This is a genomic window from Streptomyces sp. NPDC038135 (assembly GCF_055601245.1).
Window position 1 is genome coordinate 22541 of record NZ_JBVJXS010000012.1, and the last position, 23958, is coordinate 46498.

The following is a 23958-nucleotide window of genomic DNA, read 5'->3' on the forward strand; positions in this document are numbered from 1 at the left end:
TGGACCGCGCCTCTTGGGGAAGAGTGCTGAGTATGACTCAGCTCGGTCTGCCCGATTCCATCCAGGCCTGCCTCTTCGACCTCGACGGGGTCGTCACCAGGACGGCCGTCGTGCACGCGGCCGCCTGGAAGGAGACCTTCGACGCCTTCCTCAGCGACTACGAGGGCGAGCGGGGACGGCCGTTCGACCCGGTCGCCGACTACGACGAGTACGTCGACGGACGCCCGCGCGCCGACGGGGTCCGCGCCTTCCTGGAGTCGCGCGGCATCCACCTGCCCGAGGGCGGCCCCGACGACCCGCCGGACGCCGGCACCGTGCACGGCCTCGGCAACCGCAAGAACGTCCTGCTGCTGGACAAGATCCGCACCGGCGGCGTCGAGGCCTACGAGGGCACCCTGCGCTATCTGGAGGCGGTCCGCGCCGCGGGCCTGCGCACCGCGATCGTGTCCTCCAGCGCCAACTGCCGTGACGTGCTGCGGTCCGTGGGCGCCGAGCACTTCTTCGACGTGCGCATCGACGGGGTCGTCGCCGCCGAGCGGAAACTGCCGGGCAAGCCCCGCCCCGACACGTTCCTCGCCGCCGCCCGCGACCTGGGCGTCGAGGCGGACCGGGCGGCCGTCTTCGAGGACGCCCTGGCCGGCATGGACGCGGGCCGGGCGGGCGGCTTCGGCTACGTCGTCGGCGTCGACCGGACCGGACAGGGCGACGCGCTGTACGCGCACGGCGCGAGCGTCGTCGTCAAGGACCTCGCCGAGCTGGGAGGCAAGCGGTGATCACCCACCGGTCGTACACGGTCGAGCCGTGGGCCGTGCGCGAGACGGACCTGAACCTCGACGTCCTCGCGCAGAGCGAGTCGGTGTTCGCGCTGTCCAACGGGCACGTCGGCTGGCGCGGCAACCTGGACGAGGGCGAGCCCCACGGCCTGCCCGGCAGCTACCTCAACGGAGTGCACGAGCTGCACCCGCTGCCGTACGCCGAGGCAGGCTACGGCTATCCCGAGTCCGGGCAGACGGTCATCAACGTCACCAACGGCAAGGTGATCAGGCTGCTCGTCGACGACGAGCCGTTCGACCTGCGCTACGGCCGGCTGGTGCGGCACGAGCGGGTGCTGGACCTGCGCCGCGGGGTGCTGGAGCGCACCTGCGAGTGGACGTCCCCGGCCGGCTCCACGGTCCGCGTGCGCTCGACCCGGCTGGTGTCGCTGACCCAGCGGGCGGTCGCCGCGGTGGCGTACGAGGTGGAGGCGGTCGGCAGCCGCAGCCGGGTGGTGATCCAGTCGGAGCTGGTCGCCAACGAGCAATTGCCCGGGGCGAACGGCGACCCGCGCGCGGCGATCGCCCTGCAGTCGCCGCTGGAGCAGGAGGACGGCTTCGCCTCCGGCGACCGGCTGCGGCTGGTGCACCGCACCCGGCGCAGCGGCCTGCGGGTGGCGGTGGCCGCCGACCACGTGGTCACCGGTCCCGAACGCACCACGACCCGCAGCGAGGCCGACATCGACGTGGCCCGGCTGACCGTCACCTCCGTCCTGGAGCCCGGCCAGACGCTCAGGGTGGAGAAGCTGGTCGCCCACGGCTGGTCCGGCGCCCGCTCGCTGCCCGCGATGGCCGACCAGGTGGACGCCGCCCTCGCCGCCGCCGCGCACGACGGCTGGCAGGGGCTGCTGGACGACCAGCGGGCCCACCTGGACGACTTCTGGGACCGCGCGGACGTCGAGGTGGACGGCGACGAGGAGATCCAGCAGGCCGTGCGGTTCGCGCTCTTCCACGTGCTGCAGGCCGGGGCGCGCGCCGAGCGGCGGGCGATACCCGCCAAGGGCCTCACCGGCTCCGGCTACGACGGGCACGCCTTCTGGGACACCGAGATGTTCGTGCTGCCCGTCCTCACCCACACCGCCCCCGAGGCCGTCGCCGAGGCGCTGCGCTGGCGGCACAGCACGCTGGACGAGGCCCGCGAGCGCGCCGCCCAACTCGGCCTCGGCGGGGCCGCGTTCCCCTGGCGGACCATCCAGGGCGCGGAGGGCTCGGCCTACTGGCCCGCCGGCACCGCGGCCTTCCATGTGAACGCCGGCATAGCGGACGCCGTCCTGCGCTACGTCGAGGCCACCGGCGACCTGGACTTCGAGCGCGAGGCGGGCGTGGAGCTGCTGGTGGAGACGGCCCGGCTGTGGCGCTCGCTGGGCCACCACGACCACCACGGCGTCTTCCACATCGACGGCGTCACCGGCCCCGACGAGTACAGCGCGGTCGCCGACGACAACACGTACACCAACCTGATGGCACGTCAGAACCTGCTGGCGGCGGCGGACTCCGTCGAGCGGCACGCACGCGAGGCGGAGCGCCTCGGTGTGGACGAGGAGGAGAGCGCGGCCTGGCGGGACGCGGCGGAGGCCATCCACATCCCGTACAACGAGGAACTCGGCGTGCACGAGCAGCACGCCGGCTTCACCCGCTACCAGCGCTGGGACTTCGCCGGCACCCGCCCCGACCAGTACCCGCTGCTGCTGAACTTCCCCTACTTCGACCTCTACCGCAAACAGGTCGTGAAGCAGGCCGACCTGGTGCTGGCGATGTACACCTGCGACGCCGCCTTCGACGAGGAGCAGGTCGCCCGCAACTTCGCCTACTACGAGCCGCTGACCGTGCGCGACTCCTCCCTGTCCGCCTGCGTCCAGGCCGTCGTCGCCGCCCAGGCCGGGCACCTGCGGCTCGCCTACGACTACACGGCCGAGGCGGCGCTGATGGACCTCGCGGACCTGGAGCACAACACCCGGGACGGGCTGCACATCGCCTCGCTGGCCGGCACGTGGATGGCGCTGGTCGCGGGGTTCGGCGGGATGCGCCGGGACGGCGAGGGCCTGCGGTTCGCGCCCCGCCTCCCGGAGCGGCTGCGCCGGGTGGCCTTCCACCTGCAGTACCGCACCCGCCGTCTGCGTGTGGAGATCGGCGCCGACAAGGCCACCTACACGCTCCTCGCCGGGCCCCCGCTCAGGCTCCGCCACCACGGGGAGGCGCTGACGGTCAGCACCGACGAGCCGGCCGTCCGCGCCGTGCCTCCGGTCCGTCCCCGCTCCGCCCCGGCGCAGCCCGCCCACCGGGCGCCGCACGCCCGCTGAGCCCCGGTCCGGCGGGCCCGGCCCGCCGGACTCAGCCGCCGTCCGCGACGAGCAGTTCGCGCAGCGCCCGTGCCTCGTCGGCGCTCAGACCGGTCACGAACCGCCGGAGCGCGCCGATCGGGTCCGGCCCCCGGTCCAGCGCCTCGTGCATGGCCTCGGCGGTCAGCTCCGCCGCGTCCTTCGCCGCCCGGTACGCGCCGCGGCGGCCGCCTGCGTCCCGCAGCACCAGGCCCTTGTCGTGCAGGCGCTTGAGGATGGTGTGCACCGTGTTGTAGGCCAGCTCCCCGTCGACCGCCGCCTGCACCTCCGCCGGGGTCAGCGGCCGGCCGGCGGCCCACAGCGCGGCCAGTACCTCGTGCTCCAGCTCCCCGGCGCTGCGCCGCTCCGCCCGGTCGCGGGACCCTCTGCCAGCCATGGCCCAACCTTACAGCGCGTAGTGCCGTCGGCCGGACGGCCCGTCCGCCGGGCACGGTGCGGTGGTACGCGTTAGTTTGGCCGTGTTTTGCCCCAGGGAGAGGTGGCCATGGCCGACAGCGCACACGCGACCCGCGAGGCGGCCCGGCGCGCCCGGGCGCGCCGCGAGTCCGCCGGAACCCCGGGGACCCGGCCCGCCCGGCACCCCGGCCTCGCCCCGCCGCTCGCCGCCGTCGCCGTGGCCTTCACCCTGGCCCAACTGCTGCTCGTCCGGCCCGGCATGGGCCTCGGCTGGGACGAGACGGTGTACGTCAGCCAGGTCTCCGGACACGCTCCCGCGGCCTTCTTCAGCGCGCCCCGCGCACGGGGCGTCTCCCTGCTCGTGGCGCCCGTGGCGGCCTGGTCCTCGTCCACCGCCCTGCTGCGGATCTACCTCGCCCTCCTGTCCGGCCTCGCGCTGTACCTGGCCCTGCGGACCTGGCGCGGCCTCTTCCCGGACCGCGTCCTCGCCCTGGCCGGCGCCCTGTTCGCCTCCCTGTGGGTGACCCTGTTCTACGGCCCCCAGGCCATGCCCAACTACTGGGTGGCCGTCGGCGCCCTCGCCGCCGTCGCCTGCTTCCTGCGGGCCCGGGCGGACCGCCGGGACCGGGCCGCGCTGTGGGGCCTGGCCGCGAGCGGCGCGCTGATGGCCTGGATGCGGCCCATGGACGCCGTGTGGGCCGCGCTGCCCCTGCTCGCGCTCGGCCTGCCGCGCCGCCGCTGGCGGTCCCTGCTGGCCCTCCTCGTGGGACTCGCCGCCGGGGCCCTCGAATGGGTGATCGAGGCGTACGCCGGCTACGGCGGGCTCGCCCGGCGCCTGGCGGACGGCTCGGCGATCCAGGGCGGCCTGGGGCTGCACATGGCCGTCGTCGACCAGCTCCGCAGTCTCGGCGGGCGGGCCCTGTGCCGGCCCTGCACGGGCGCGCTTCCCCACCCGCTGGTCACCGCCTGGTGGTTCGCGCTGCCCCTGGCCGCCGGGACCGGCCTGGCGATCGCGGTCCGGGCCCGGCGGCCCGCGCCCACGCTGCTGCCGCTCGCCTGCGCGGCGACGGCCGCCTTCCCCTACCTCTTCATGATCGGTTACGCCGCTCCCCGCTTCCTGCTCCCGGCGTACGCCCTGCTCGCGATCCCCGTCGCCGACGCGCTGCTCGGTCCGCTGACCTTGCGGCCGGGGACCCGGCGGACGGTGGCCGCGACCCTGGTGACCCTGGGCCTCGCCACCCACCTCGCCGTCCAGCTCGCCGTGCTCACCGCCGTCGTCAGCCGCACGACCGCCGCCCACCGCGACTGGTCCCGCACCGCCGCCGCCCTGCACCGGCTCGGCGTCCGCCCGCCCTGTCTGCTGACCGGACACGAGGCCATCCCGGTCGCGTACTACGCCGGCTGCTCCTCGGCGGCCACGGCCGGGCACAACGCGAACAGCACGGCCTCGGCGATCGCCCGAGCCGCCCGCAACACCCCCGTGGCCACCCTGGTGCCGGCCGGCTCCCGCCCACCCGGGTACGCCCGCGCCTGGCCCTCCGTCCCCCTCACCGGGCAGCGCCTCTACTACGCCGTGCCGACGGCCGGTCCCTGAACGCCGCCGCGCCCGGGCCCGCCGGACCGACGAGCGAGATTGAGTGCGCGACCTGCGGGAACGCGGACCGGGACCGAGCGCGTGCCGAGACGGAGGCGACGATGAGCGATCAGCAGGCAGGCGGGAACCCGATGGCGGACGACGCCTACCAGCCCACCGGGACCAACGAGGAGCAGGAGGACGCCGCGCCCCTGGACCTGCAGGACGCGGTGGACGAACGCGGCTACGACGACATCCTCGACGAGGGCTACTCGCCGCCCGAGCGGCCGCTGGGCGTCACCAAGTACGGCACCACCGCCGCCGAGCAGCACGAGGGCGAGACGCTCGACGAGCGGCTCCGCCAGGAGGTTCCGGACGTGGAGCCGCCGCCGGGCGACGCCACCGGCGACCTCCCCGGCGGCGAGGGCGAGCCGGTCGACCCGGAGGTGGGCGACGCCCGGGCGGGCCGCCTGGTCGCCCCGGACGAGGGCGCCCACACCGACACCACCAAGGAGGAGGTCGCCTCCGACGTGGGGATCGACGGGGGAGCGGCCGGCGCGGAGGAGGCGGCCATGCACATCACCGAGGAACCGGGACGCTGAGACGCCCAGGGGAACGCGGCCCCGGCCGGCCCTCCGCGGCCGGCCGGGGCCGTCCGCGCCGCGAGCCGGTGACGCGGGCACGACTCGGCGCCGGGGGGGCGCGCCCCCTGACGAGGGCGTGCCCGCCCGGCGCCTCCCCGTTGGTGTCCTTACCGCTTCCCGGACCGCCCTGTCAGGGCAGCAGCTTCTCGATGGCCGACGGACCCTCGGTCTCCAGCTTGCGGCGCGCCCAGTCGAGGGTCGCCGGGGTGACGTCCCTGCCCGTCGCCATCACCAGGTCCTCCGGGGTCAGATCCCGCGAAGGAGCGGAGTGGAGCAGGGCGTCCGGGGTGCAGTGGTCGTCGGACGACCGGGACCCTTCGGGTGTGGATGTCGACATGATGCCTCCTCCTCGGTCCGGATGACCGCATCCGTGCCGGTGCCGCCGAACGGGGCACACTCTCACCATTCACCGCCGCGGCGGACCCTGCATCCGGAAGGGGCCGCACAGCGGCGTGAGGAGTGCGTGCCCAGCCCGCGCCGAGTCACTCGCCCGTAAGCTGGAAATCCGCCCATACCCTGGAAAACAGCAGCGTCCCGCACTGGGGAGGCCTCCACGATGGCCGAGATGCCCTTCCAGCAGGAGTCGTCCCGAAGCCCCCGCTACCTGCCGATCGCCGAGCACGGTCTCATCGGCGACCTGCGCAGTGTCGCGCTGGTCGGCGCCGACGGCACGATCGACTGGTACTGCTCACCGTCCTTCGACTCCCCGAGCGTCTTCGCGTCCATCCTGGACGCCGAGCGCGGCGGCAGCTTCGAACTGGCCGCCGCGGTACCGGGCCGGACCAAGCAGTTCTACTTCCCCGACACCAACGTGCTGATCACCCGCTTCTTCACCGAGGACGGCGCCGGCGAGGTGCAGGACTTCATGCCGGTCACCGGGGACGGGCACGCCACCGAGTCGGCCCGGCACCGGCTGATCCGGCGCGTGGTGTGCGTGCGCGGCACCGTCCCCTTCCGGGCCAGGGTCGCGCCCCGCTTCGACTACGGCGCCCAACCGCACACCGTGCGCCGGGTGAACGGCCTGCTCTTCTTCGAGTCCGCCGAGCGGGCCCTGGCGCTCACCTCCACCGTCGCCATGGAGTGCGACGGCCGGGACGCCTGGGCCGACTTCAAGCTCGGCGAGGGCGAGACCGCGGTGTTCGCGCTGGACCTGGCCGGCGAGGAGGTGCCGCCGCGCGGCTGCCCCCACATGGAGGCCGAACACGAGTTCAACGCCACCGTCGCCTACTGGCGGCGCTGGCTGCACCAGTCCCGCTACCGGGGCCGCTGGCGCGAGATGGTCCACCGCTCCGCGCTCACCCTCAAGCTCCTCACCTACGCCCCCACCGGCGCCATCGTCGCCGCGCCCACCACCAGCCTGCCCGAGCAGCTCGGCGGAGAGCGCAACTGGGACTACCGCTACGTGTGGGTGCGCGACGCCGCCTTCGCCGTCTACGCGCTGCTGCGGCTCGGCTTCACCGGCGAGGCCGAGGCGTTCATGCGCTTCCTGACCACGCACATCAGCCCCGGCTGCGGCGACCACTCCGGACCGCTGCAGATCATGTACGGCATCGACGGCCGCACCGAACTGCCCGAACGCGAACTCACCTACCTGGAGGGCCATCTCGGCTCCGCCCCGGTCCGGATCGGCAACGCCGCCGCCGACCAGCTCCAGCTCGACATCTACGGCGCCCTGATCGACTCCATCTACCTCTACGACAAGTGGGCCCAGCCCATCTCCAGCGGCCAGTGGGACGACGTGTGCCACCTCGTGGACTGGGTGTGCGACCACTGGGACCAGCCCGACGAGGGCGTGTGGGAGACCCGGGGCGGCCGCCGCAACTTCCTGTACTCGCGGCTGATGTGCTGGGTCGCGGTGGAACGGGCCATCCGCCTCGCCAACCGGCGCGGACTCCCCGCCGACCTGCCCCGCTGGCGCCGGTCCCGCGACACCATCTACCGGTGGATCATGGACCGCGGCTGGTCCGAGCGGCGCGGCGCCTTCGTCCAGCACGAGGACAGCGAGGTGCTCGACGCGGCCGTGCTGATGATGCCGCTCGCCAAGTTCATCGCCCCCACCGACCCCAAGTGGCTGTCCACCCTGGACGCCCTCACCGAGGACCTGGTCTCCGACTCCCTCGTCTACCGCTACGACCCGCAGGCCAGCCCCGACGGACTCCGCGGCGACGAGGGCACCTTCTCCATCTGCTCGTTCTGGTACGTCGAGGCCATGGTCCGGGCCGGACGGCTCGACGAGGCCCGCCTCGCCTTCGAGAAGATGCTCACATACGCCAACCACCTCGGTCTGTACGCGGAGGAGATCGGCCGCACCGGCGAGCAGCAGGGCAACTTCCCGCAGGCCTTCACCCATCTGTCCCTGATCAGCGCCGCCTTCAACCTCGACCGCGCCCTCGGCTGAGCGACCCGGCCGGCGCGCGTACGGGCGGCGCGAGATGCCGTGTGCGCGTGGGCCGCACGGGTACCCGGGGGTCTCCGACAGGCAAGGGACACCGGGTCCGCGCAAGGAGGAGACCCCGTATGACCAGCACCAGTGAGACCGGCGACGTCACCGGGACCCGTGACAAGGACTACAACCTCATCTGGTACGTCGAGGCGTGCCTGAGCAACGCCCTGCGCCTGGAGCAGTACATCCAGGACGCCGACCGCGAGAAGGACAACGAGGTCGTGGAGCTGTTCCGCAAGGCCCAGTCGGACAGCCGCAAGGGCGCCGAAATGGGCAAGCAGCTGCTGCGCTCGCGGCTCGGCGGCTGACCGGGCCCCCGCCGGGTCCGCGCCGCACCCGCCCCGCGTGCCCGGCGGACGCACCGGCCGGGACCGGCCCGGCCGTCAGGGCAGGGGCTGCTCCGCCCAGATGATCTTTCCGTTGGGGGTGTACCGCGTGCCCCAGCGCTCGGCGAGCTGCGCGACCAGGAAGAGCCCCCGGCCGCCCTCGTCGGTGCTCGCGGCGTAGCGCAGGTGCGGGGAGGTCGTGCTGCCGTCGGACACCTCGCAGATCAGCGTCCGCTCGCGCAGCAGCCGTACCCCGATCGGGCCGCGCCCGTAGCGGATGGCGTTGGTCACCAGCTCGCTGAGGATCAGCTCCGTGGTGAACGACAGCTCCTCGAGCCCCCACTCCCCGAGCCGCCTGACCACCGACGCCCGCACCTCGCCGACGGCCGCCGGATCGGAGGGCACCTGCCACTCGGCGACCCGGTCCGCGCCGAGCACCCGGGTGCGCGCCACGATCAGCGCCACGTCGTCGCTGGGCCGGGCCGGAAGGCGGTCCAGCACGGTCCGGCAGGTGTCCTCGGGCGAGGCGCCGGGCGCCCGGCGCAGCGCGTCGCGCAGCAGTTCGAGACCGACGTCGATGTCCCGGTCCCGGTCCTCCACCAGGCCGTCGGTGTAGAGGACCAGACTGCTGCCCTCCGGCAGCTCCAGGTCGACCGTCTCGAACGGCAGTCCGCCCAGCCCCAGCGGGGGACCCGCGGGCACCTCCGGGAACTCCACCTCGCCGTCCGGGCGCACCAGCACCGGCGGCGGGTGCCCGGCCCGGGCGACGGTGCAGCGCCGGGACACCGGGTCGTACACCGCGTACAGACAGGTCGCGCCGGTGACCGCGGCGCCGTCGGCCGGGGTCTCGTCCTGGTCGATGCGGCCCACCAGCTCGTCCAGCAGGCCGAGCAGCTCGTCGGGCGGCAGGTCGAGCGCGGAGAAGTTGTGCACCGCCGTGCGCAGCCGGCCCATCGTCGCCGCCGCGTGCAGCCCGTGCCCCACCACGTCGCCCACCACCAGGGCCACCCGGGCGCCGGACAGCGGCAGCACGTCGAACCAGTCGCCGCCGACCCCGGCCTGCGCCGGCAGATAGCGGTAGGCGATCTCCAGGGCGCCCTGCTCGGGCAGGGAGCGCGGCAGCAGGCTGCGCTGGAGGGCCACCGCCATGCTGTGCTCGCGGGTGTAGCGGCGGGCGTTGTCGATGGACACGGCCGCCCGCGCCACCAGCTCCTCGGCGAGAGCCAGCTCCTCCGTGTCGAACGGCTGCGGCTTCTCCGAACGCCAGAAGTTGGCCAGGCCCAGGACCAGGGTGCCCGCCCGCAGCGGCACGGTGATCAGCGAGTGGATCCCGTACCGCAGGATGCGGCCGGTGCGCTCGGCGTCCTGCGCCAGCCAGCCGGGCGCCTCGCGGAGCACCGGCTCCACCACGGCCTGCCCCGTCGTCAGGCTCCGGGCCTGCGGAGACGTCGACACGAACCGGATGCGCTCACCCAGCGGATACAGCGGGGCGTCCTTGCGCAGGCCGCTGAACGCCGCCCGGCGCAGCGCGGTCCCCGGCTTCGGTTCCTCGCCCTTCAGCACCGCGTCGAACAGGTCCACGGTGACGAAGTCCGCGAACCGGGGCACGGCCACCTCGGCCAGCTCCTCCGCCGTCCGGACCACGTCCAGGCTGGTGCCGATGCCCACCCCGGCGTCGTACAGCATGTTCAGCCGCTCGCGCGCCACCTCCGCACGGCCGGACAGGGCGCGCAGCTCGGTGGAGTCGCGGAGCGTGGTGACGCTGCCCGGGGGCCCGCCGCGCAGGTCGGTGGGGCGCTGGTTGATGGCCAGCAGACGGTCCTTGACCAGGTGCACCTCGTCGGTCGCGACCCGCCCGGAGGCCAGCAGCCCGGCCGTCTCGTCGTCCAGCCCCAGCTCCAGCACGTGCCGCTGCTCGGCGTCCTCGGGCAGGTCCAGCAGCCGCTGCGCCTCGTCGTTGGCGAGCAGCAGCCGGCCGCCGCCGCCGACGATGAGGACGCCCTCCCGGACGGAGTGCAGCACCGCGTCGTGGTGCTCGTACATCCGGGTCATCTCGTACGGGCCGAGGCCGTGGGTCTGGCGCAGCAGCCGTCTGCTGACCAGGGCGGTGCCCGCGGTGGCCAGCGCGAGCGCCGCCGCGGCCGCCGCGAGCAGCAGGGGGAGCTGCTGGTCGGCGGTACCACCCACGTGCGCGGTGGTGATCCCGGCCGAGACCAGGCCCACCACCTTGCCGGACTTGTCCTTCACCGGCACCACGACCTGCACCAGCGGGCCGATCGTCCCGTTGACCTCCTCGACGACCGTGCCGCCCGCCACGGCGGGGGCGATCGTCCCGACGAAGGTCTTGCCGATCCGGTCGGCATTGGGATGGGTGTACCGCTTGCCGTCGGTCGACATGACGACGACGAAGTCCACACCGGTCGCCTTGCGGGTGGCCTCGGCGCGCGGCTGCAGGACGGCCGTCGGGTCCGGGGCGCGCAGCGCGGCGGCCGTGCCGGGCGCGTTGGCGAACGACTCGGCGACGGCGAGCGAGCGGTTGCGGGCCTCCTGGTCGCTGTCGTGCCGCACCTGGAGCACCTGCGCCACCACGGCCGACACGACCAGCAGCAGCACGATCACCACCTGCAGCAGGAACACCTGTCCGGCGACGCTGCGTCCGGTCACCGCCGACCGCAGCACGCCCGGCGGCGCGCCGTCGGCGCCCGGCGCCTGCCGCTCCGGTGCGCGCGGACGCCCGAACGATCGGGGCGGCCGAGTCTCGGGCCGGCCGGGCAGTCGGACCATGAGCCCATGTCTACACTGCGCGGCCCCGGGTGGCGAGAGCGTCGGCCGAGGCGACTGCCGTCGCCCCCGGCCACGTGCCCGGGCCACCGCTCCCGGCGTCTGCCTGCCGAGGGCCGCCGGGCGACGAGCGGCAGCGCCACCTCGCCGGGCCGAGCGCCGACGACGCGGACGGTCCCGGCCGGCCGGTCGGCGACCCCGGCGAGGGAGCCGCCCCGACGGATGGAACGGCCCTATGGCGGTCCCGGCCCGCGACGGCGTCGGGCCGGATGGATGGTGGTCCTGGCCGCGACGGCGCCGGGCCCGACGCCGCTCCCAGCCCGCGACGGCGTCGTGGCCGGTGCGGCGACGCCGGGGTAGGCCTTTTCAACCGTCGGGGCGGCGCAGCGGTGGCGGCGGATGCTGCCCAACAGGTTGCGCGGGCGGCTTCCGGGGGCTTGCACGGGCGCCTGGTTCGGCGTGCCGGCCGTGCGCTCGTCGCTTGCAGCCGCCGGTGGCTGCCTCCAGAACGCCGCCGGGCGGACGACGCGGCGGAAGTGCGCCACCCGGGCGGCTCCCCCATAAGGCAGGGGACCGGCCTGGGGGGCGCGGCCGGGTCAGGACTCCTTGGTCTTCGGGGGCAGGACGTGGCCGGAACGCGGCCCGGTGCCGTCCGGCAGGACGCGGCCGGCCCGCATGCTGCGCAGGGCGAGGAGCAGGACGGCGATGTCGTCCAGGTAGACCGGGTCGGGCAGCAGATCGGTGGGCAGGACCAGGTACGCGACCGCGCCCCAGAACACCCACCGCGGTCCCGTGGGCAGCCCGGCGCGCCGCAGGTCGCGCCGGGCGCGTACCAGGCGCACCAGCAGGCCGACGGCGACGGCGAGCAGCACCGCGGCGACGACGGCGCCGATCACCAGCCAGGTCGCGGTGGAATCCATGCGGCCTCCAGTCCCTCGTGTCGGACGGGGCGGGCCGGCGCGGCCCCGTTCAGTTCCCCTTCTCTTCCCTCTGCCCGGTCCCGGCCGGCGTACCGCCCCGCCCGCCGGTCACTACCGCCGCGCCGGCGCCGTCGACGCTAGCGGCACCGGGGGCTGCGGGCAGCGCGGGGCGTTCGGGAAGCGCGGGGACGCTGGGGGCCTCCGCCGCTTCGGACGGGCCGTCCGCGGCCGGCGCCGTCCGCGGGGCCTTGGCGGTGAACCGCAGTCGTTCGAAGGTCCGCGTCAGCTGCTGGAGCGCGGCGGGCGTCCGGGCGCCGGACCGCTGCTGCTGGGGCAGCGCGGCCGGGGCGGGCGCGTCGCGGAGGGCGGCCAGCGCCTGGTGGGCCTGCTCGGCGGCCTCCCGGTACAGGTCCCGGGACCTCGTCATCGCCTCCAGCGCGTCGGCGTACATGGCGACCAGCTCCCGCTGCCGGTCCAGCTCCTCCTGGAGCGTCGTCAGGGTCCAGTTCTCGCGCAGGTCCGCCAGCGCCTCCCCGAGGCCACGCGGCAGGGGGCGGGGGAGGGCCGTGAAGTGGCGCAGCGCCGCCACGAGCCCGGCCGGCTCGGAGCCGTCCAGGAAGACGGTGCGCACGCTGTGCTCACGGCTGTCGTAGTCGGCGGGCGCCGGGTCAGGCGGCAGCAGCACGGCACCGCCGCGCGGCACCTCGACGCCGAGGTCCTTCAGCGCCCAGTTGACGGCGCGGAACTGCTGGGGCGTGGCCCGGTGCTCCAGCACGCGGTGCCGGAGGCCGGGCGGCAGCAGCCGGGTCAACGGCAGCCGGCCCTCCGCGTTGGGGGTCATCGCCTCGTGCACGACGACGTGCGCGCACCAGGAGTCGCGGGCCGCGTCCTTCAGCCGGCGCCGGGTCTCCTTGTCGTCGTCGGGCAGCGGGTTGACCTCGCGGAAGCGCAGGCCCGGGACGGTGGGGTGGCGGTCCCAGTCGCCGTCGGCACCCTCCGCGGCTCCGGCCTCGGGCCAGAACAGGGTCGCGGGGGAGGGCCACGTCTCGTCCCACGGGCGCTCCGCCTCGGCGACGAGCGTCCACTCCTGCCCCTCGGGGCGGGCGGCCCGCGGTACGAGGGTGAGCCGGGCCCGCACGGTCACGGCGCCGCCGGCCCGCCAGCGGGCCTCGAAGATCCGTCCGGGGGATTCGTCGAGCACGGGCGGCTCGGCGAAGTCGTCGATGTCCCCGCTCTCCTTGCGGCGTCCGAGGGTGCGGCGGACGACGTCCTCGGCGGCGGGGCCGGGGTGGCGGCCGCGGGCCGCCCAGAGGGTCGGCGGGATGGTGGCGTGGTCGGCGGCGGAGTTCGACATGGGCCAATCTGCTGATGGGGGCAGGTGCGGTACCCAGTATCACCGCCGGAGGCCGGAACCCGGCGACGGGGCCCTGTGCGGCGCGCCGCGCCACCGGTGACAGCGGTGCGGGCGCGTCGGGGAAGCGCCCGCCGTGGTGCGCCCGCGCGCCCCGGCGTGCGGGTCACGCTCCCGCGCACGGGTCGCGCGCCGGCAGCCCGGGACGCATACCGGTCACGCGGAACGCGCCGGTGACCGTGACGCGCGCTGGTCACCCGAGGGACGCGCCGATCACCCGGGGTGTGCGCCGCACACGTGGGACGACCGCCGTTCACACGTCCCCCGGGCTGTGGCGACAAGCCCAGAATGGGCGGTCGGACGGGGCCCGCCCACCCATCCGCTAGGGGCGGGCCCCGTCCACCGGCGAGGAGTTACGCGCCGCTCTCCCGCAGCATGTCCTCACGCTCGACGAGCTTCACGCGCGCACGGCCCTGCGGCTCGCCCAGCGCGCGCTCGGCGGCGTCCAGCTTGTACCAGCCCTCCCAGGTGGTGAAGCGGACCTCGCGCTCGGCGAGGAAGGCGTCCACGGCCTCCGGCGCCGGCGAGGCGGGGGTGTGCAGGCGGCCGTTCGCGTGGTCGTCGAGCAGGTTGGCCACGGTCTCGTTGGCGTCACCCTTGGTGTGGCCGATGAGGCCGATGGGGCCGCGCCGGATCCATCCGGTGACGTACGTCGACTGCAGGTGGCCGCCGCTCTCCTCCAGGACCCGGCCGCCCCGGTCCGGGACGGTGCCGGAGTCCAGGTCCCAGGGGAGCTTGGGCAGCTTGTCGGAGAGGTAGCCGACGGCGCGGTACACGGCGCTGACGTCCCAGTCCTTGAACTCGCCGGTGCCCTTGACGTTGCCGGTGCCGTCCAGGGCGGTGCGCTCGGTGCGCAGGCCGACGACCCTGCCGTCCTCGCCGAGGATCTCGGCGGGGGACTCGAAGAAGTGCAGGAACAGCTTGTGCGGCCGGTCGCCGACGTCGCGGATCGCCCAGTTCTCCAGGGTCTTGGCGACCATGTCGGCCTGCTTGTTGCCGCGCCGGGTCTCGATGGAGCCCGCGTCGTAGTCGATGTCCTCGGGGTCGACGATGACCTCGATGTTCGGGGAGTGGTCCAGCTCGCGCAGCTCCATCGGGCTGAACTTCGCCTGCGCCGGGCCGCGGCGGCCGAAGACGTGGATCTCCTTGGCCCGGTTCGCCTTCAGACCGTCGTAGACGTTCGGCGGGATCTCGGTGGGCAGCAGCTCGTCGGCCGTCTTGGCGAGGACGCGGGCCACGTCGAGTGCCACGTTGCCGACGCCGAGCACGGCGACCTTCTCGGCCTCCAGCGGCCAGGTGCGCGGCACGTCCGGGTGGCCGTCGTACCAGGAGACGAAGTCCGCGGCGCCGTAGGAGCCCTCCAGCTCGACGCCGGGTATGGACAGCTCGCGGTCGGCCGTGGCACCGGTCGAGAAGATCACCGCGTCGTAGAAGGCGCGGAGGTCGTCCAGACTGATGTCGGTGGGGTAGTCGACGTTGCCGAAGAGGCGGATCTGCGGCTTGTCGAGCACCTGGTGCAGGGCGGTGATGATGCCCTTGATGCGCGGGTGGTCGGGCGCCACGCCGTAGCGGATCAGGCCGAACGGGGCGGGCATCCGCTCGAAGAGGTCGATGGAGACACCGGGCTCGGCGGCCACCTCGGACTTGAGCAGGGCGTCGGCGGCGTAGATCCCGGCCGGGCCGGCTCCGACGATGGCTACCCGCAGGGGGCGCGGCATGATCAGTTCCCTTCGAGCGTGAACATTCGAGCCTGAACAGGAGACTCGCTCGATCGGGAAGCCTAAGCTAAGGCAGCCCTAAGTTAGTACTCGGGTCCGGTCTATGACCTCATAAGCGGATCTTATGAGGGTTCAAGGAGCCGCTTATGCCCCGCCCCGGGCCCGCCCCTGGGCGTACGTGCGGCGGGTTCAGGCCGGCCGGACGATCCGGTGGATCGCGGACTCCCCGGCGCCGTAGACCGACTCCTCGCGGATGGTGGATCCGGGGCCCGGCGCATGGATCATCATGCCGTCGCCGATGTGCAGGCCCACGTGCCGGTCGTCGTCGAAGAAGAGCACGAGGTCGCCGGGTTCCAGTCCGGCGAGGGTGACAGGGACGCCGGCCAGGGCCTGCTCGTGCGCGGCGCGCGGCAGGGTGACCCCGGCGGCCTGCCAAGCGGCCCGGGTGAGGCTGGAGCAGTCGTAGGACTCCGGTCCGGTGGCGCCCCATACGCAGGGCTTGCCGAGCTGCGCCCGGGCGAACGCGATGGCCCTGGCGGCGCGAGTCGTGTCGGCCGTGACGGGGGCGGGGGGCGGCGTGAAGGAGCCGGTGTCGCCGAGGGCGGGGGGCGGCGTGAAGGAGCCGGTGTCGCCGAGGGCGGGCTGCGGAAACTCGATGAGGGCGGCCTGCGGGAGCGCCCCGGTGTCCGTGAGGGGGCCGGTCACGGGCAGCGCGAAGGAGCCCGTGCCTCCGAGGGGGTCGTAGAGGTCGGGGAGCGCTGCCGGGGCGGGCGCGTCCGGGACGGCCGTGGTGCCGGGCGCCGTCCACCCTGGCTCCTCCCACTGTCCGGTGGGCGGCTGGAAGGGCGTCGAGGGCGACTGGAACGGTATCGAGGGGGAGGGGAGCCGGGCGGCGTGCCGGGTCAGCAGGTCGCGGGCCGCGATGAGTTTGCGGAGGTGGCTCGTCTTGGCGTCGGCGGGGGAGGGGTGCGGGGGCACGGTCCCGGAAACGGGCAGTTCCCTCGGTGCCGGTGCCGGTGCCGGTGCCGGGGCGGTGGCGGTCTGCGGTGCGGGGAGGGCGGCGACGGGCAGTACGGCCGTCTCCACGTGGACGAGGCCGCTCGTCTCCGGTGCGCCGAAGGGGGCCGGTTCGGCCGCACCCCATGCGGCCGGCGGGAGTGCCGTCGGAGTGGGCAACTCGGGTGTTGCGGGGAGGAGTTCGGCGTGGCGCACGGCCGGCAGCTCCGGGCGGACGCCCGTCGGGCCGGACGTGCCCGCCTCCAGGGCGGCCCGGGGCCGGCCGTCCGGCGCGGCGGAGGGGCCGGCCGTCAGCTCGGCGACCGCGCGGCCGGCGGAGCCGGGAGCCAGTTCGGGCAGCGCGACACTCGGGGCGTCCCGGTCGCCGCTGCCCCCGCGGTCCCAGGAACGGGCCGTGGCGGACGGAAGTTCGGGCAGGCGGTCTGCGGGGAGCACCGCCGGGACCGTCGGGCCGAGGTTGGCCCGCACCGCGTCGAACCACTGCCGGGCCACGGCGTCGAGACCCGGGTCCGGCTGCGGTCCGTACCTCTTGGACAGCGCGACCCCCCGGTTCCGGCCGGCCGCCGACCTGGCCCGGGTCGCGTTGAAGTTCCCGGTCGCGTTCTCGGCGTGTTCGTAGAGGAAGTCGATCCGCTGCCGAACCTCGTCGCGGCCCTCCGGCACCATGGAAGACGTGCTCCTTCCTTGCCCCGCGGGGCAGTTGGGCCGGTCCCGGGGTCGGTCGAGCCCCGGCCCCGGGACACCGCGGCGCGTTCGCCTGCGGCCCGGCGGCCTGGCGGTCAACCTAGCCAACTTGTGTGCTCGGTGTGAAGGTTGCAGGGCGTAATGTCCGATACGTATTTGTGATGTTCGCGGCGCTGTCCGAGTGGGAAGAATTCTCGCCTTTTTGCATGGCCCTGCCACCCGCCGGGTGTTGCCGTACGCTGCCGCCGCCGGTGTGACCACGGTTTCCTGTGAGATCCCGGTGAATCACCGATCCGGTTGAACGCTGTGGGTCCGCCCTCCGTATGGGATGCGGGAACTCCATGCCCGACCGACCGCTCCACCCAAGGGGACCACCGTGGTACGCAACAGGCGCAGACGCCCGACCGGCGCACGACGCGCGACCTTCGCAGCAGTCGCCCTGATGCTGGGCGGGGGCGGCCTCGCCGCCGTCAACGTCTACGCCTCGGCCACGGAGGGCGGTTGGGGCGGCGGATCCGGCCAGGACGCCACCGGGCAGGTGAGGTCCGCCGGTATGGCCACGATCGACTGTCCGGACGTGGGGAGCCGCCTGACCTCGGTCCCGGACAGCGCCCGCGCCGACGTCGACCGCGAACTCGCCCAGCTGGACCAGCAGACGGCCGGCGCCTACCGGCAACTCCAGGCGTCCGCGGAGGAGATCAACCGGAATCCGGACGCCGTCGACGGCTCCATCATGAACCCCCTGAAGGAGAAGCGGGCGGCGACGATCGAGCGCATCGCGGTCGCCATCGACCGGGTCGGTGACCGGCCGGAGGGGCTGGAGTCCCTGGCGGCCTGCACCCTGCGCCCCGGCCAGGACGGCGGCGCCGACGGCGCCGGCCAGGCCACCGCCTCGCCCAGCGCGGGCGGTCAGCAGGAGGGCGGACAGGGGCAGGGCGGCGCCGGGCAGGCGGGCACCGGCCAGGGCGGCAACGGGCCCGTCGCCTCGGACTACGCGGACATCACCGCCGTACAGCCGAACGCGCCGAAGCCGCCGCAGGGGGACGGCGCCTCCAGCGGCACCTTCACCACCGAGTGCGGTGTCAACGCGAACGGCCTGTTCAACTCTGACAACGTCATCGTGGCCCCCGGCGTCTCCAACGGCGCCCACCACTTCCACGACTACGTGGGCAACCAGTCCAACACCGCCTTCGCCAGCGACGACGACCTGGCCAAGGCCGACACGAGCTGCGTGGACAAGGGCGACAGGTCGACGTACTACTGGCCGGTGGTGCGCCTGCAGAACGGCAAGCAGGAGCGGGACGCCGGTGCGCCCGGCGGCGGCACGGAGGGCAACGCGGGCCAGATCGTCACGCCCAAGGACGTCACGCTGACCTTCGTCGGCAGCCCCCAGGGCAAGGTGACCGCCATGCCGCGGCTGCTGCGCATCATCACCGGTGACGCCAAGGCGTTCGTCAACGGACCCGCCAACGCCAACGCCTCCTGGAGCTGCACCGGGTTCGAGGACCGGCAGCTCAAGGACAAGTACCCGCTGTGCCCGTCCGGCAGCGACGTCGTGCGCACCTTCCGCTTCCAGAGCTGCTGGGACGGCCGCAACATCGACAGCGCCAACCACCGTACGCACGTGGCGTTCGCGACGCCCGACGGCGCCTGCCCCGCCGGCTTCCAGGCGATCCCGCAACTGGTGCAGCGCATCGTCTACGACGTCAAGGCGCCCAGCCTGAACGACGGCGGGCGGACGGTGCCGCTGTTCGCCGTGGACTCCTTCCCGGAGCAGCTGCACAAGCCGGTCACCGACCACGGCGACTTCATCAACGTCTTCGACGAGGGCCTGATGCGCGAGATGGTCGACTGCATCAACTCCGGCCGCACCTGCGGTCCGCGCGGCGGCGACGACTCCGGCGCCACCGCTGCCCCGAGCCAGAGCCAGAGCCCCGGCGACGGTGCGACGGACGCTCCGGGCGACGGCGCCTCCGACGTGCCCGGCACGGGTGCCACGGCCACGGCCGCACCGGCCTCCTCCGCCCCGGCCGAGGAGCCCAGGACCGACGCGACGACCGCACCGGCGAACACCACCAAGCACAGCAAGCCGGCCAAGGACGGCAAGCGCACCGAGCCGGCCACCGACGACAAGCGGACCGAGCCGGCCGCCGGCGGTCAGAAGAGCGAGGACGACCCTGCCGCGTCCGGCGGCACCGGCGAAGCCGGCTCGGCCACCCGGACCGCGCCCGCGGCGGACGGAGGCAACGGCGACCAGTCCCCGACAGCCGTCCAGTCCCCGGACGCGCAGTCCCGGGCGGCGCAGTCCCAGGTTCCGGTCGCCCAGACGGAGCCGCAGGCGGCCGGGCAGGGCGGGCTCGCCGAGACCGGGGCGAACCTGTGGCCCGCGGGCATCGGGATCCTGCTGGCGCTGGGTGGTCTGTTCATGCTGATCAAGGCCAAGCGACTGACCCACTGATCATCTCCTGACGCGACCCAAGGACGGCGGCCCACCCCTGACGGGTGCGGCCGCCGGCGTGTCGCACGAGGGTCCGGCGAAGGGCTTGTGGGAGCGCTCCCATCGGCGGGAGGATGCCCCCATGCCGACCGACGCCCCGAGCCCGTTCGTCCGCCCCTACCGCCCCGCCGACCATGACGCGGTGGCCGACACCTGCGTCCGCACCGCGCACAACGGCGGCGATTCCCGGGACCTGTATCCCGACCTCCGGCTCATGCCGGCGCTCTTCGCCGAGCCCTACTGCCACTTCGACCCGGACCTCGCCTTCGTCCTGGACGACGGCGTGGGCCGGGCCGTGGGGTACGTGGTCGGCACGGCGGACACCGAGCGCTTCGTGACGGACTTCCGGCGCACCTGGATCCCCCGGATGGCCGGCCGCTACCCGGCCCCGACGGCGCCACCGCGCACGCCGAGCGAGGAGATGATCGGGCTCCTGCACCGCCCGGAGCGCATGCTCGTCCCCGAACTCGCCGCGTACCCCGCCCACTTGCACATCGACCTGCTGCCGGCATGGCAGCGGCGCGGTCACGGCCGCCGGTTGATGGGCGCGCTGCTCAACGCCCTGTCCCAGCAGGGGGTTCCGGCCGTGCATCTCGGCATGGTCACCGTCAACACCGCCGCCCGCGCCTTCTACGACCGGGTCGGCTTCCATGAGATCCCGGTGCGCGACCCCGGCCCGCTCACCTATCTGGTCCGGTCCACGACGGACGGTTGAACCGGACCGTCGGACGGCCGGCCGGCCGGGTCGTTAGCCGGCCGGGCTGTCAGCGAACTCGCAGGGTCCGCTTGGCCAGTTCGTAGGCGGGCCGCATCTCCTCGTGCTCCTCGGTGTCCATGCCGCCGAGGTGCAGCACCACCGGCCCGTCCGGCGTGCCGACCGCGAGCGCGGTCTCCTTCTTGGTCTCCTCGAGGAGCTTGCTCGTGTAGAGGTACTCCACCTCGACGCCGGCCGCGCCGTCGGCCGTCCGGAAGGAGTGGTACTTCTCCCCGCTGACGTTGTCCTCGGCCGCCACGAACTCCCGCAGCGCCGTACGTGCGTCGGCGTCGCCCGGTTTGCCGGTCCACACCCGCAGGAAGCCGATGTTGCCGGCCGGCTTGGCGTCGATCTCGCAGGCCGCCGCGACCGGCCCCTGGCGCAGGAAGGCTTCGGCGAGGTCGCCCGACAGGCCGCCGTCCGAGCCCTTGGACGCCTTCGACGTCTCCGCCTCGGCGTCGATGCCCTTGGCCTGCCAGTCCTCGGCGATGTCGAAGCTGACGGGCAGTTCGCACGCCGAGCCGGCGGCGCCGATCGTGCCTCCGCTCACCGCGCCCGCGGCCGTCGTCCCGGCCGACGCCGCCGCCTTCGGTGACGAACCGGACTGGTCCTCGCCGTCCGTGGACGACTCCGCGCACCCGCTCAGCATCGCCGCCAGAAGTGCCGCTCCGGCCGTCAGGCCTACTGCTCCGCTCCGCACGATCCCCACCTTGACCTGCACCTTCTTCTCCCCAGAGGTCCGGCGGGCCACTGTAGCCGAGGGGGCGGCGGCGTCGTGCGGAATATCGGCGCGAGACCCTCGCTGACAGGTCGTCTCATTACCCAACCGTGACCTTCCGTGGGCTACCGCCGGTAACTTACTCGAAAGTAAGGTCCATCCACCCACTTCGGTACCCCCTGCCCCACCACTCGGGAGGTCCGCCATGCCCGCACAGACCCGTCTCCCGGCGCTCGCCGTCGCCGTCGCCGCCTGCCTGGGCGCACAGACCGCCGCCGCACTCCCCTCCACCGCCTCGGACACCGTCGTGTCCCGGGGCGTCACCATCCCCGCGTTCTACGACCCGCCCGCCACCCTGCCCGCCGCCGACGGCGCGCTCGTCCGCAGCGAGCACCTCCCGCTCGCCCTGAGCCTGCCCGGACTCGACGGCCCCCTGCCCGGCCGGGCCACCCGGCTGATGTACAAGTCGACGGACTCCAACGGGAGTCCGGTCGCCGTGACCGGCGCCTACATCGAGCCGGCGGCCGCCTGGAAACACGGCGGACCGCGCCCCCTGGTCGCCGTCGCGCCCGGGACCATGGGGCAGGGCGACCAGTGCGCCGCCTCGCTCGGTCTGGAACACCCGCTGCGCGTCAACGCCCGGACGCTGTCGGTCGGTTACGAGGACCTGGCGATCTACCGCCTGCTCGCCAGGGGCGTCGCCGTCGTGGTCACCGACTACGCCGGCCTGGGCGCCACCGACCGGCTGCACACCTACGTCAACCGCCTGGACGGCGGGCACGCCGTGCTGGACGCCGTGCGCGCCGCCCGGAACCTGCCGGGCACGTCCGTGACGGCCGCCTCACCGGTCGGCCTGTACGGCTACAGCCAGGGCGGCGGCGCCACCGCCTCCGCCGCCGAACTCCAGCCCTCCTACGCCCCGGACGTCACCCTGGCCGGCACCTACTCCGGTGCGCCGCCCGCCGACCTGACCGCCACCACCAAGGCCATCGACGGCAGCGACCTGGCCGGCGCCCTGGGCTGGGCCGTCAACGGCTTCCTGCAGGCCGACCCCGCCCTGCGGCCGATCGCCGACGAACACCTCGACGCGGCCGGCAAGAGGGCGCTCACCGATCTGTCGACCATGTGCGTCGGAGACGCGATCCTCTCCTACAACTCCGCGCACAGCACGGCCTGGACGACCGACGGCTCCTCTCTCGGCGATGTCATCGAGGCCGAGCCGGCTCTGCGGGACTTCCTCGACCGGCAGCGCATCGGGCGGGCGAAGCCGGCGAGCCCGGTCCGGGTGGCGACCGGCGTCAACGACGACCTCGTCCCGCACGCCCAGGCCCGCACGCTCGCCGTCGACTGGTGCCGAAAGGGCGCCTCCGTCACCTACGCGCCGGTCGTGGTGCCGCCGTTGGGACGCTCCCTGCTCAACCACTTCACCCCGCTGATCACCGACCAGGGCAGCGCCATCGGCTGGCTGACCGACCGCCTCTCCGGCAAGCCGGCGCGCTCCACCTGCTGGTCGCTGCCCGTCCAGCCCTGACCGCGGCCGGCGCGCTCAGCCGGAAGCGCGCCGGCAGTGCAGGAACAGGTGCGGCTCGGGTACGGCGCCGGGATGCGCCGGGGCGAACACGGCGTGCTCCTCGGCCAGTACGGTCAGGCCCGCCCCGGTCGCGAGCGCGGCGAAGTCCCCGGCGGCGAAGCTGGTCACCCGTACCGGCTGCCCCATGAACCGCCCCTCGACCGCCTCCAGGTCGAGGGGCACGGTGGCCAGCACGGCGTACCCGCCGGGCCGCAGCGCCCGCACCAGCCGCGCCACCACGGCCGACTGCTCGGCGCGGGACATCTGCAGCAGGGAGAAGTACACGCACACCGCGTCGAACGCGTCGTCCTCGAGCGGCAGTTCACGGATGTCGCCGAGCCGGAAGACGGCCCCCGGAACCTGCCGGGAGGCGAGGTCGACCATGACCGGGGAGACGTCGACGCCGAGTACCTCGTGCCCCGCGTCGCTGAGCGTCCACGCGGTCGGCAGCCCCGTTCCGCTGCCCACGTCGAGGACCCTGCTGCCCGGATCCAGCCGGTCCAGCAGCCACCGCAGGGAGTCACGGTGCGCCTCGGAGGCGGCGAACGCCTTCTCGTAGTCGAGACCCAGCGCGTCGAACAGCACGGCTGCCGGCGCCCGGTGGTCGTCCTCGGCCAAGACGGCTCCTTCCGTCGTCCCCTGCGGGTGCCCGGCATCGTCGCACCCCCGGCCCGCACCCCACAACGCCGCGCGCCGGGCCCGGTTTGCGGGGCACGGCCCGGGCAGGGCAGGGTTCGGGGCGTGCCCACCCTGCTGATCGTGCATCACACCCCGTCGCCCAACTGCCAGGCGCTGTTCGAGGCCGTCGTCGCCGGCGCGACCGCACCGGAGATCGAGGGCGTGCGCGTCGTGCGGCGGGCGGCGCTGTCCGCCACCGCCGGCGACGTCCTCGGGGCCGACGGCTACCTCCTCGGCACCCCGGCCAACCTCGGCTACATGTCCGGCGCCCTGAAGCACTTCTTCGACCAGATCTACTACCCGTGCCTGGACGAGACCCGGGGCCGGCCGTTCGGCTACTACGTGCACGGCGGCAACGACGTCACGGGCGCCGTCCGCGCCGTCGAGTCCGTCACCACCGGCCTCGGCTGGCGCCGTGCCGCCGAGGCGGTGACCGTCACCGGCGCACCCGGCAAGGCCGACGTCGAGGCCTGCTGGGAGCTGGGCGCCACGGTAGCCGCGGGGCTCATGGACGACGCCTGACGACGCCGGCGCACCTGCCGGGCCGCCCCGCCCGCCGATCGGCCGTTCGGGTGCCCCGGCGACCGGCCTTGTCGCCGTCACGCCTGGTCAGGGCGAGGCCGCCCGGTGGGCGAAGGTGCGGGCGCGGTGTCCCTCGCCCACGATGGGACCGCGGC

At 74.3% G+C, this 23958-nt stretch carries 19 protein-coding genes; 10 read left to right on the forward strand and 9 right to left on the reverse strand.

Annotated features, from left to right (window positions below; all coding sequences use genetic code 11):
* Positions 1-32: 32 nt before the first annotated feature.
* Positions 33-773 (forward strand): HAD family hydrolase, encoded by a 741-nt coding sequence (locus ACZ7JA_RS30705; RefSeq protein WP_351673191.1) that lies wholly within the window; start codon positions 33-35, stop codon positions 771-773.
* Positions 770-3112, forward strand: a complete 2343-nt coding sequence (locus tag ACZ7JA_RS30710) for a glycoside hydrolase family 65 protein (RefSeq protein WP_351673189.1) — start codon at positions 770-772, stop codon at positions 3110-3112. The genes ACZ7JA_RS30705 and ACZ7JA_RS30710 overlap by 4 nt, the downstream gene beginning before the upstream one ends.
* Positions 3113-3143: 31 nt before the next feature.
* On the opposite strand, the gene ACZ7JA_RS30715 is transcribed toward ACZ7JA_RS30710, so the two are convergent.
* Positions 3144-3527 carry a BlaI/MecI/CopY family transcriptional regulator gene (locus ACZ7JA_RS30715; RefSeq protein WP_470811601.1) on the reverse strand — a complete coding sequence of 128 codons (384 nt, stop codon included), beginning with the start codon at positions 3525-3527 and terminating at the stop codon, positions 3144-3146.
* A 108-nt stretch (positions 3528-3635) separates the two neighbouring features.
* Here ACZ7JA_RS30715 and ACZ7JA_RS30720 point away from each other — a divergent pair, with 108 nt between their 5' ends.
* Together ACZ7JA_RS30720 and ACZ7JA_RS30725 are read left to right on the forward strand one after the other, a co-directional pair.
* Complete coding sequence (locus ACZ7JA_RS30720; protein ID WP_470811603.1) at positions 3636-5141, forward strand: hypothetical protein; 1506 nt, start codon at positions 3636-3638, stop codon at positions 5139-5141.
* A 101-nt stretch (positions 5142-5242) separates the two neighbouring features.
* Entirely contained in the window at positions 5243-5722 is a 480-nt protein-coding gene (locus ACZ7JA_RS30725; RefSeq protein ID WP_403676889.1) for a DUF5709 domain-containing protein, read from the forward strand.
* A gap of 172 nt (positions 5723-5894) precedes the next feature.
* Here the strand turns inward: ACZ7JA_RS30725 and ACZ7JA_RS30730 are convergent, their stop codons facing one another.
* Complete coding sequence (locus tag ACZ7JA_RS30730) at positions 5895-6101, reverse strand: hypothetical protein (protein ID WP_351666221.1); 207 nt, start codon at positions 6099-6101, stop codon at positions 5895-5897.
* Between the two features lie 219 nt (positions 6102-6320).
* On the opposite strand from ACZ7JA_RS30730, the gene ACZ7JA_RS30735 reads away from it, so the two are divergent.
* Complete coding sequence (locus ACZ7JA_RS30735) at positions 6321-8162, forward strand: glycoside hydrolase family 15 protein (RefSeq protein WP_470811605.1); 1842 nt, start codon at positions 6321-6323, stop codon at positions 8160-8162.
* A 119-nt stretch (positions 8163-8281) separates the two neighbouring features.
* The gene (locus tag ACZ7JA_RS30740) at positions 8282-8515 is read left to right on the forward strand and encodes a hypothetical protein (RefSeq protein ID WP_351666225.1); all 234 of its coding nucleotides are present in this window, start codon (positions 8282-8284) and stop codon (positions 8513-8515) included.
* A 75-nt stretch (positions 8516-8590) separates the two neighbouring features.
* Here ACZ7JA_RS30740 and ACZ7JA_RS30745 read toward each other — a convergent pair whose 3' ends face one another.
* The 5 genes from ACZ7JA_RS30745 to ACZ7JA_RS30765 all read right to left on the reverse strand — a co-directional run bounded on the left by ACZ7JA_RS30745 (position 8591) and on the right by ACZ7JA_RS30765 (position 17046).
* Positions 8591-11317 (reverse strand): SpoIIE family protein phosphatase, encoded by a 2727-nt coding sequence (locus tag ACZ7JA_RS30745; protein ID WP_389298035.1) that lies wholly within the window; start codon positions 11315-11317, stop codon positions 8591-8593.
* Between the two features lie 593 nt (positions 11318-11910).
* Positions 11911-12234: a YkvA family protein gene (locus ACZ7JA_RS30750; RefSeq protein ID WP_351666229.1), complete on the reverse strand. Its 324-nt coding sequence runs from the start codon at positions 12232-12234 to the stop codon at positions 11911-11913.
* A 49-nt stretch (positions 12235-12283) separates the two neighbouring features.
* On the reverse strand, positions 12284-13588 hold the full coding sequence (locus ACZ7JA_RS30755; protein ID WP_470811608.1) for a hypothetical protein: 1305 nt from the start codon (positions 13586-13588) through the stop codon (positions 12284-12286).
* A gap of 410 nt (positions 13589-13998) precedes the next feature.
* On the reverse strand, positions 13999-15363 hold the full coding sequence (locus ACZ7JA_RS30760; protein WP_470811610.1) for an FAD-dependent oxidoreductase: 1365 nt from the start codon (positions 15361-15363) through the stop codon (positions 13999-14001).
* A gap of 189 nt (positions 15364-15552) precedes the next feature.
* Positions 15553-17046: a C40 family peptidase gene (locus ACZ7JA_RS30765; protein WP_470811612.1), complete on the reverse strand. Its 1494-nt coding sequence runs from the start codon at positions 17044-17046 to the stop codon at positions 15553-15555.
* A 460-nt stretch (positions 17047-17506) separates the two neighbouring features.
* On the opposite strand from ACZ7JA_RS30765, the gene ACZ7JA_RS30770 reads away from it, so the two are divergent.
* The gene (locus tag ACZ7JA_RS30770; protein ID WP_470811867.1) at positions 17507-19522 is read left to right on the forward strand and encodes a DUF1996 domain-containing protein; all 2016 of its coding nucleotides are present in this window, start codon (positions 17507-17509) and stop codon (positions 19520-19522) included.
* Positions 19523-19643: 121 nt separating this feature from the next.
* Complete coding sequence (locus ACZ7JA_RS30775; RefSeq protein WP_470811614.1) at positions 19644-20276, forward strand: GNAT family N-acetyltransferase; 633 nt, start codon at positions 19644-19646, stop codon at positions 20274-20276.
* A 49-nt stretch (positions 20277-20325) separates the two neighbouring features.
* On the opposite strand, the gene ACZ7JA_RS30780 is transcribed toward ACZ7JA_RS30775, so the two are convergent.
* Positions 20326-21036: a lipoprotein gene (locus ACZ7JA_RS30780; protein ID WP_470811616.1), complete on the reverse strand. Its 711-nt coding sequence runs from the start codon at positions 21034-21036 to the stop codon at positions 20326-20328.
* Between the two features lie 202 nt (positions 21037-21238).
* Between ACZ7JA_RS30780 and ACZ7JA_RS30785 the strand changes: the two genes are divergently transcribed.
* On the forward strand, positions 21239-22564 hold the full coding sequence (locus tag ACZ7JA_RS30785; protein WP_470811618.1) for a lipase family protein: 1326 nt from the start codon (positions 21239-21241) through the stop codon (positions 22562-22564).
* Between the two features lie 15 nt (positions 22565-22579).
* On the opposite strand, the gene ACZ7JA_RS30790 is transcribed toward ACZ7JA_RS30785, so the two are convergent.
* Positions 22580-23221 (reverse strand): class I SAM-dependent methyltransferase, encoded by a 642-nt coding sequence (locus ACZ7JA_RS30790; RefSeq protein ID WP_470811620.1) that lies wholly within the window; start codon positions 23219-23221, stop codon positions 22580-22582.
* A 123-nt stretch (positions 23222-23344) separates the two neighbouring features.
* Here ACZ7JA_RS30790 and ACZ7JA_RS30795 point away from each other — a divergent pair, with 123 nt between their 5' ends.
* Positions 23345-23803: a flavodoxin family protein gene (locus ACZ7JA_RS30795; protein ID WP_389298048.1), complete on the forward strand. Its 459-nt coding sequence runs from the start codon at positions 23345-23347 to the stop codon at positions 23801-23803.
* Positions 23804-23958 lie beyond the last annotated feature (155 nt).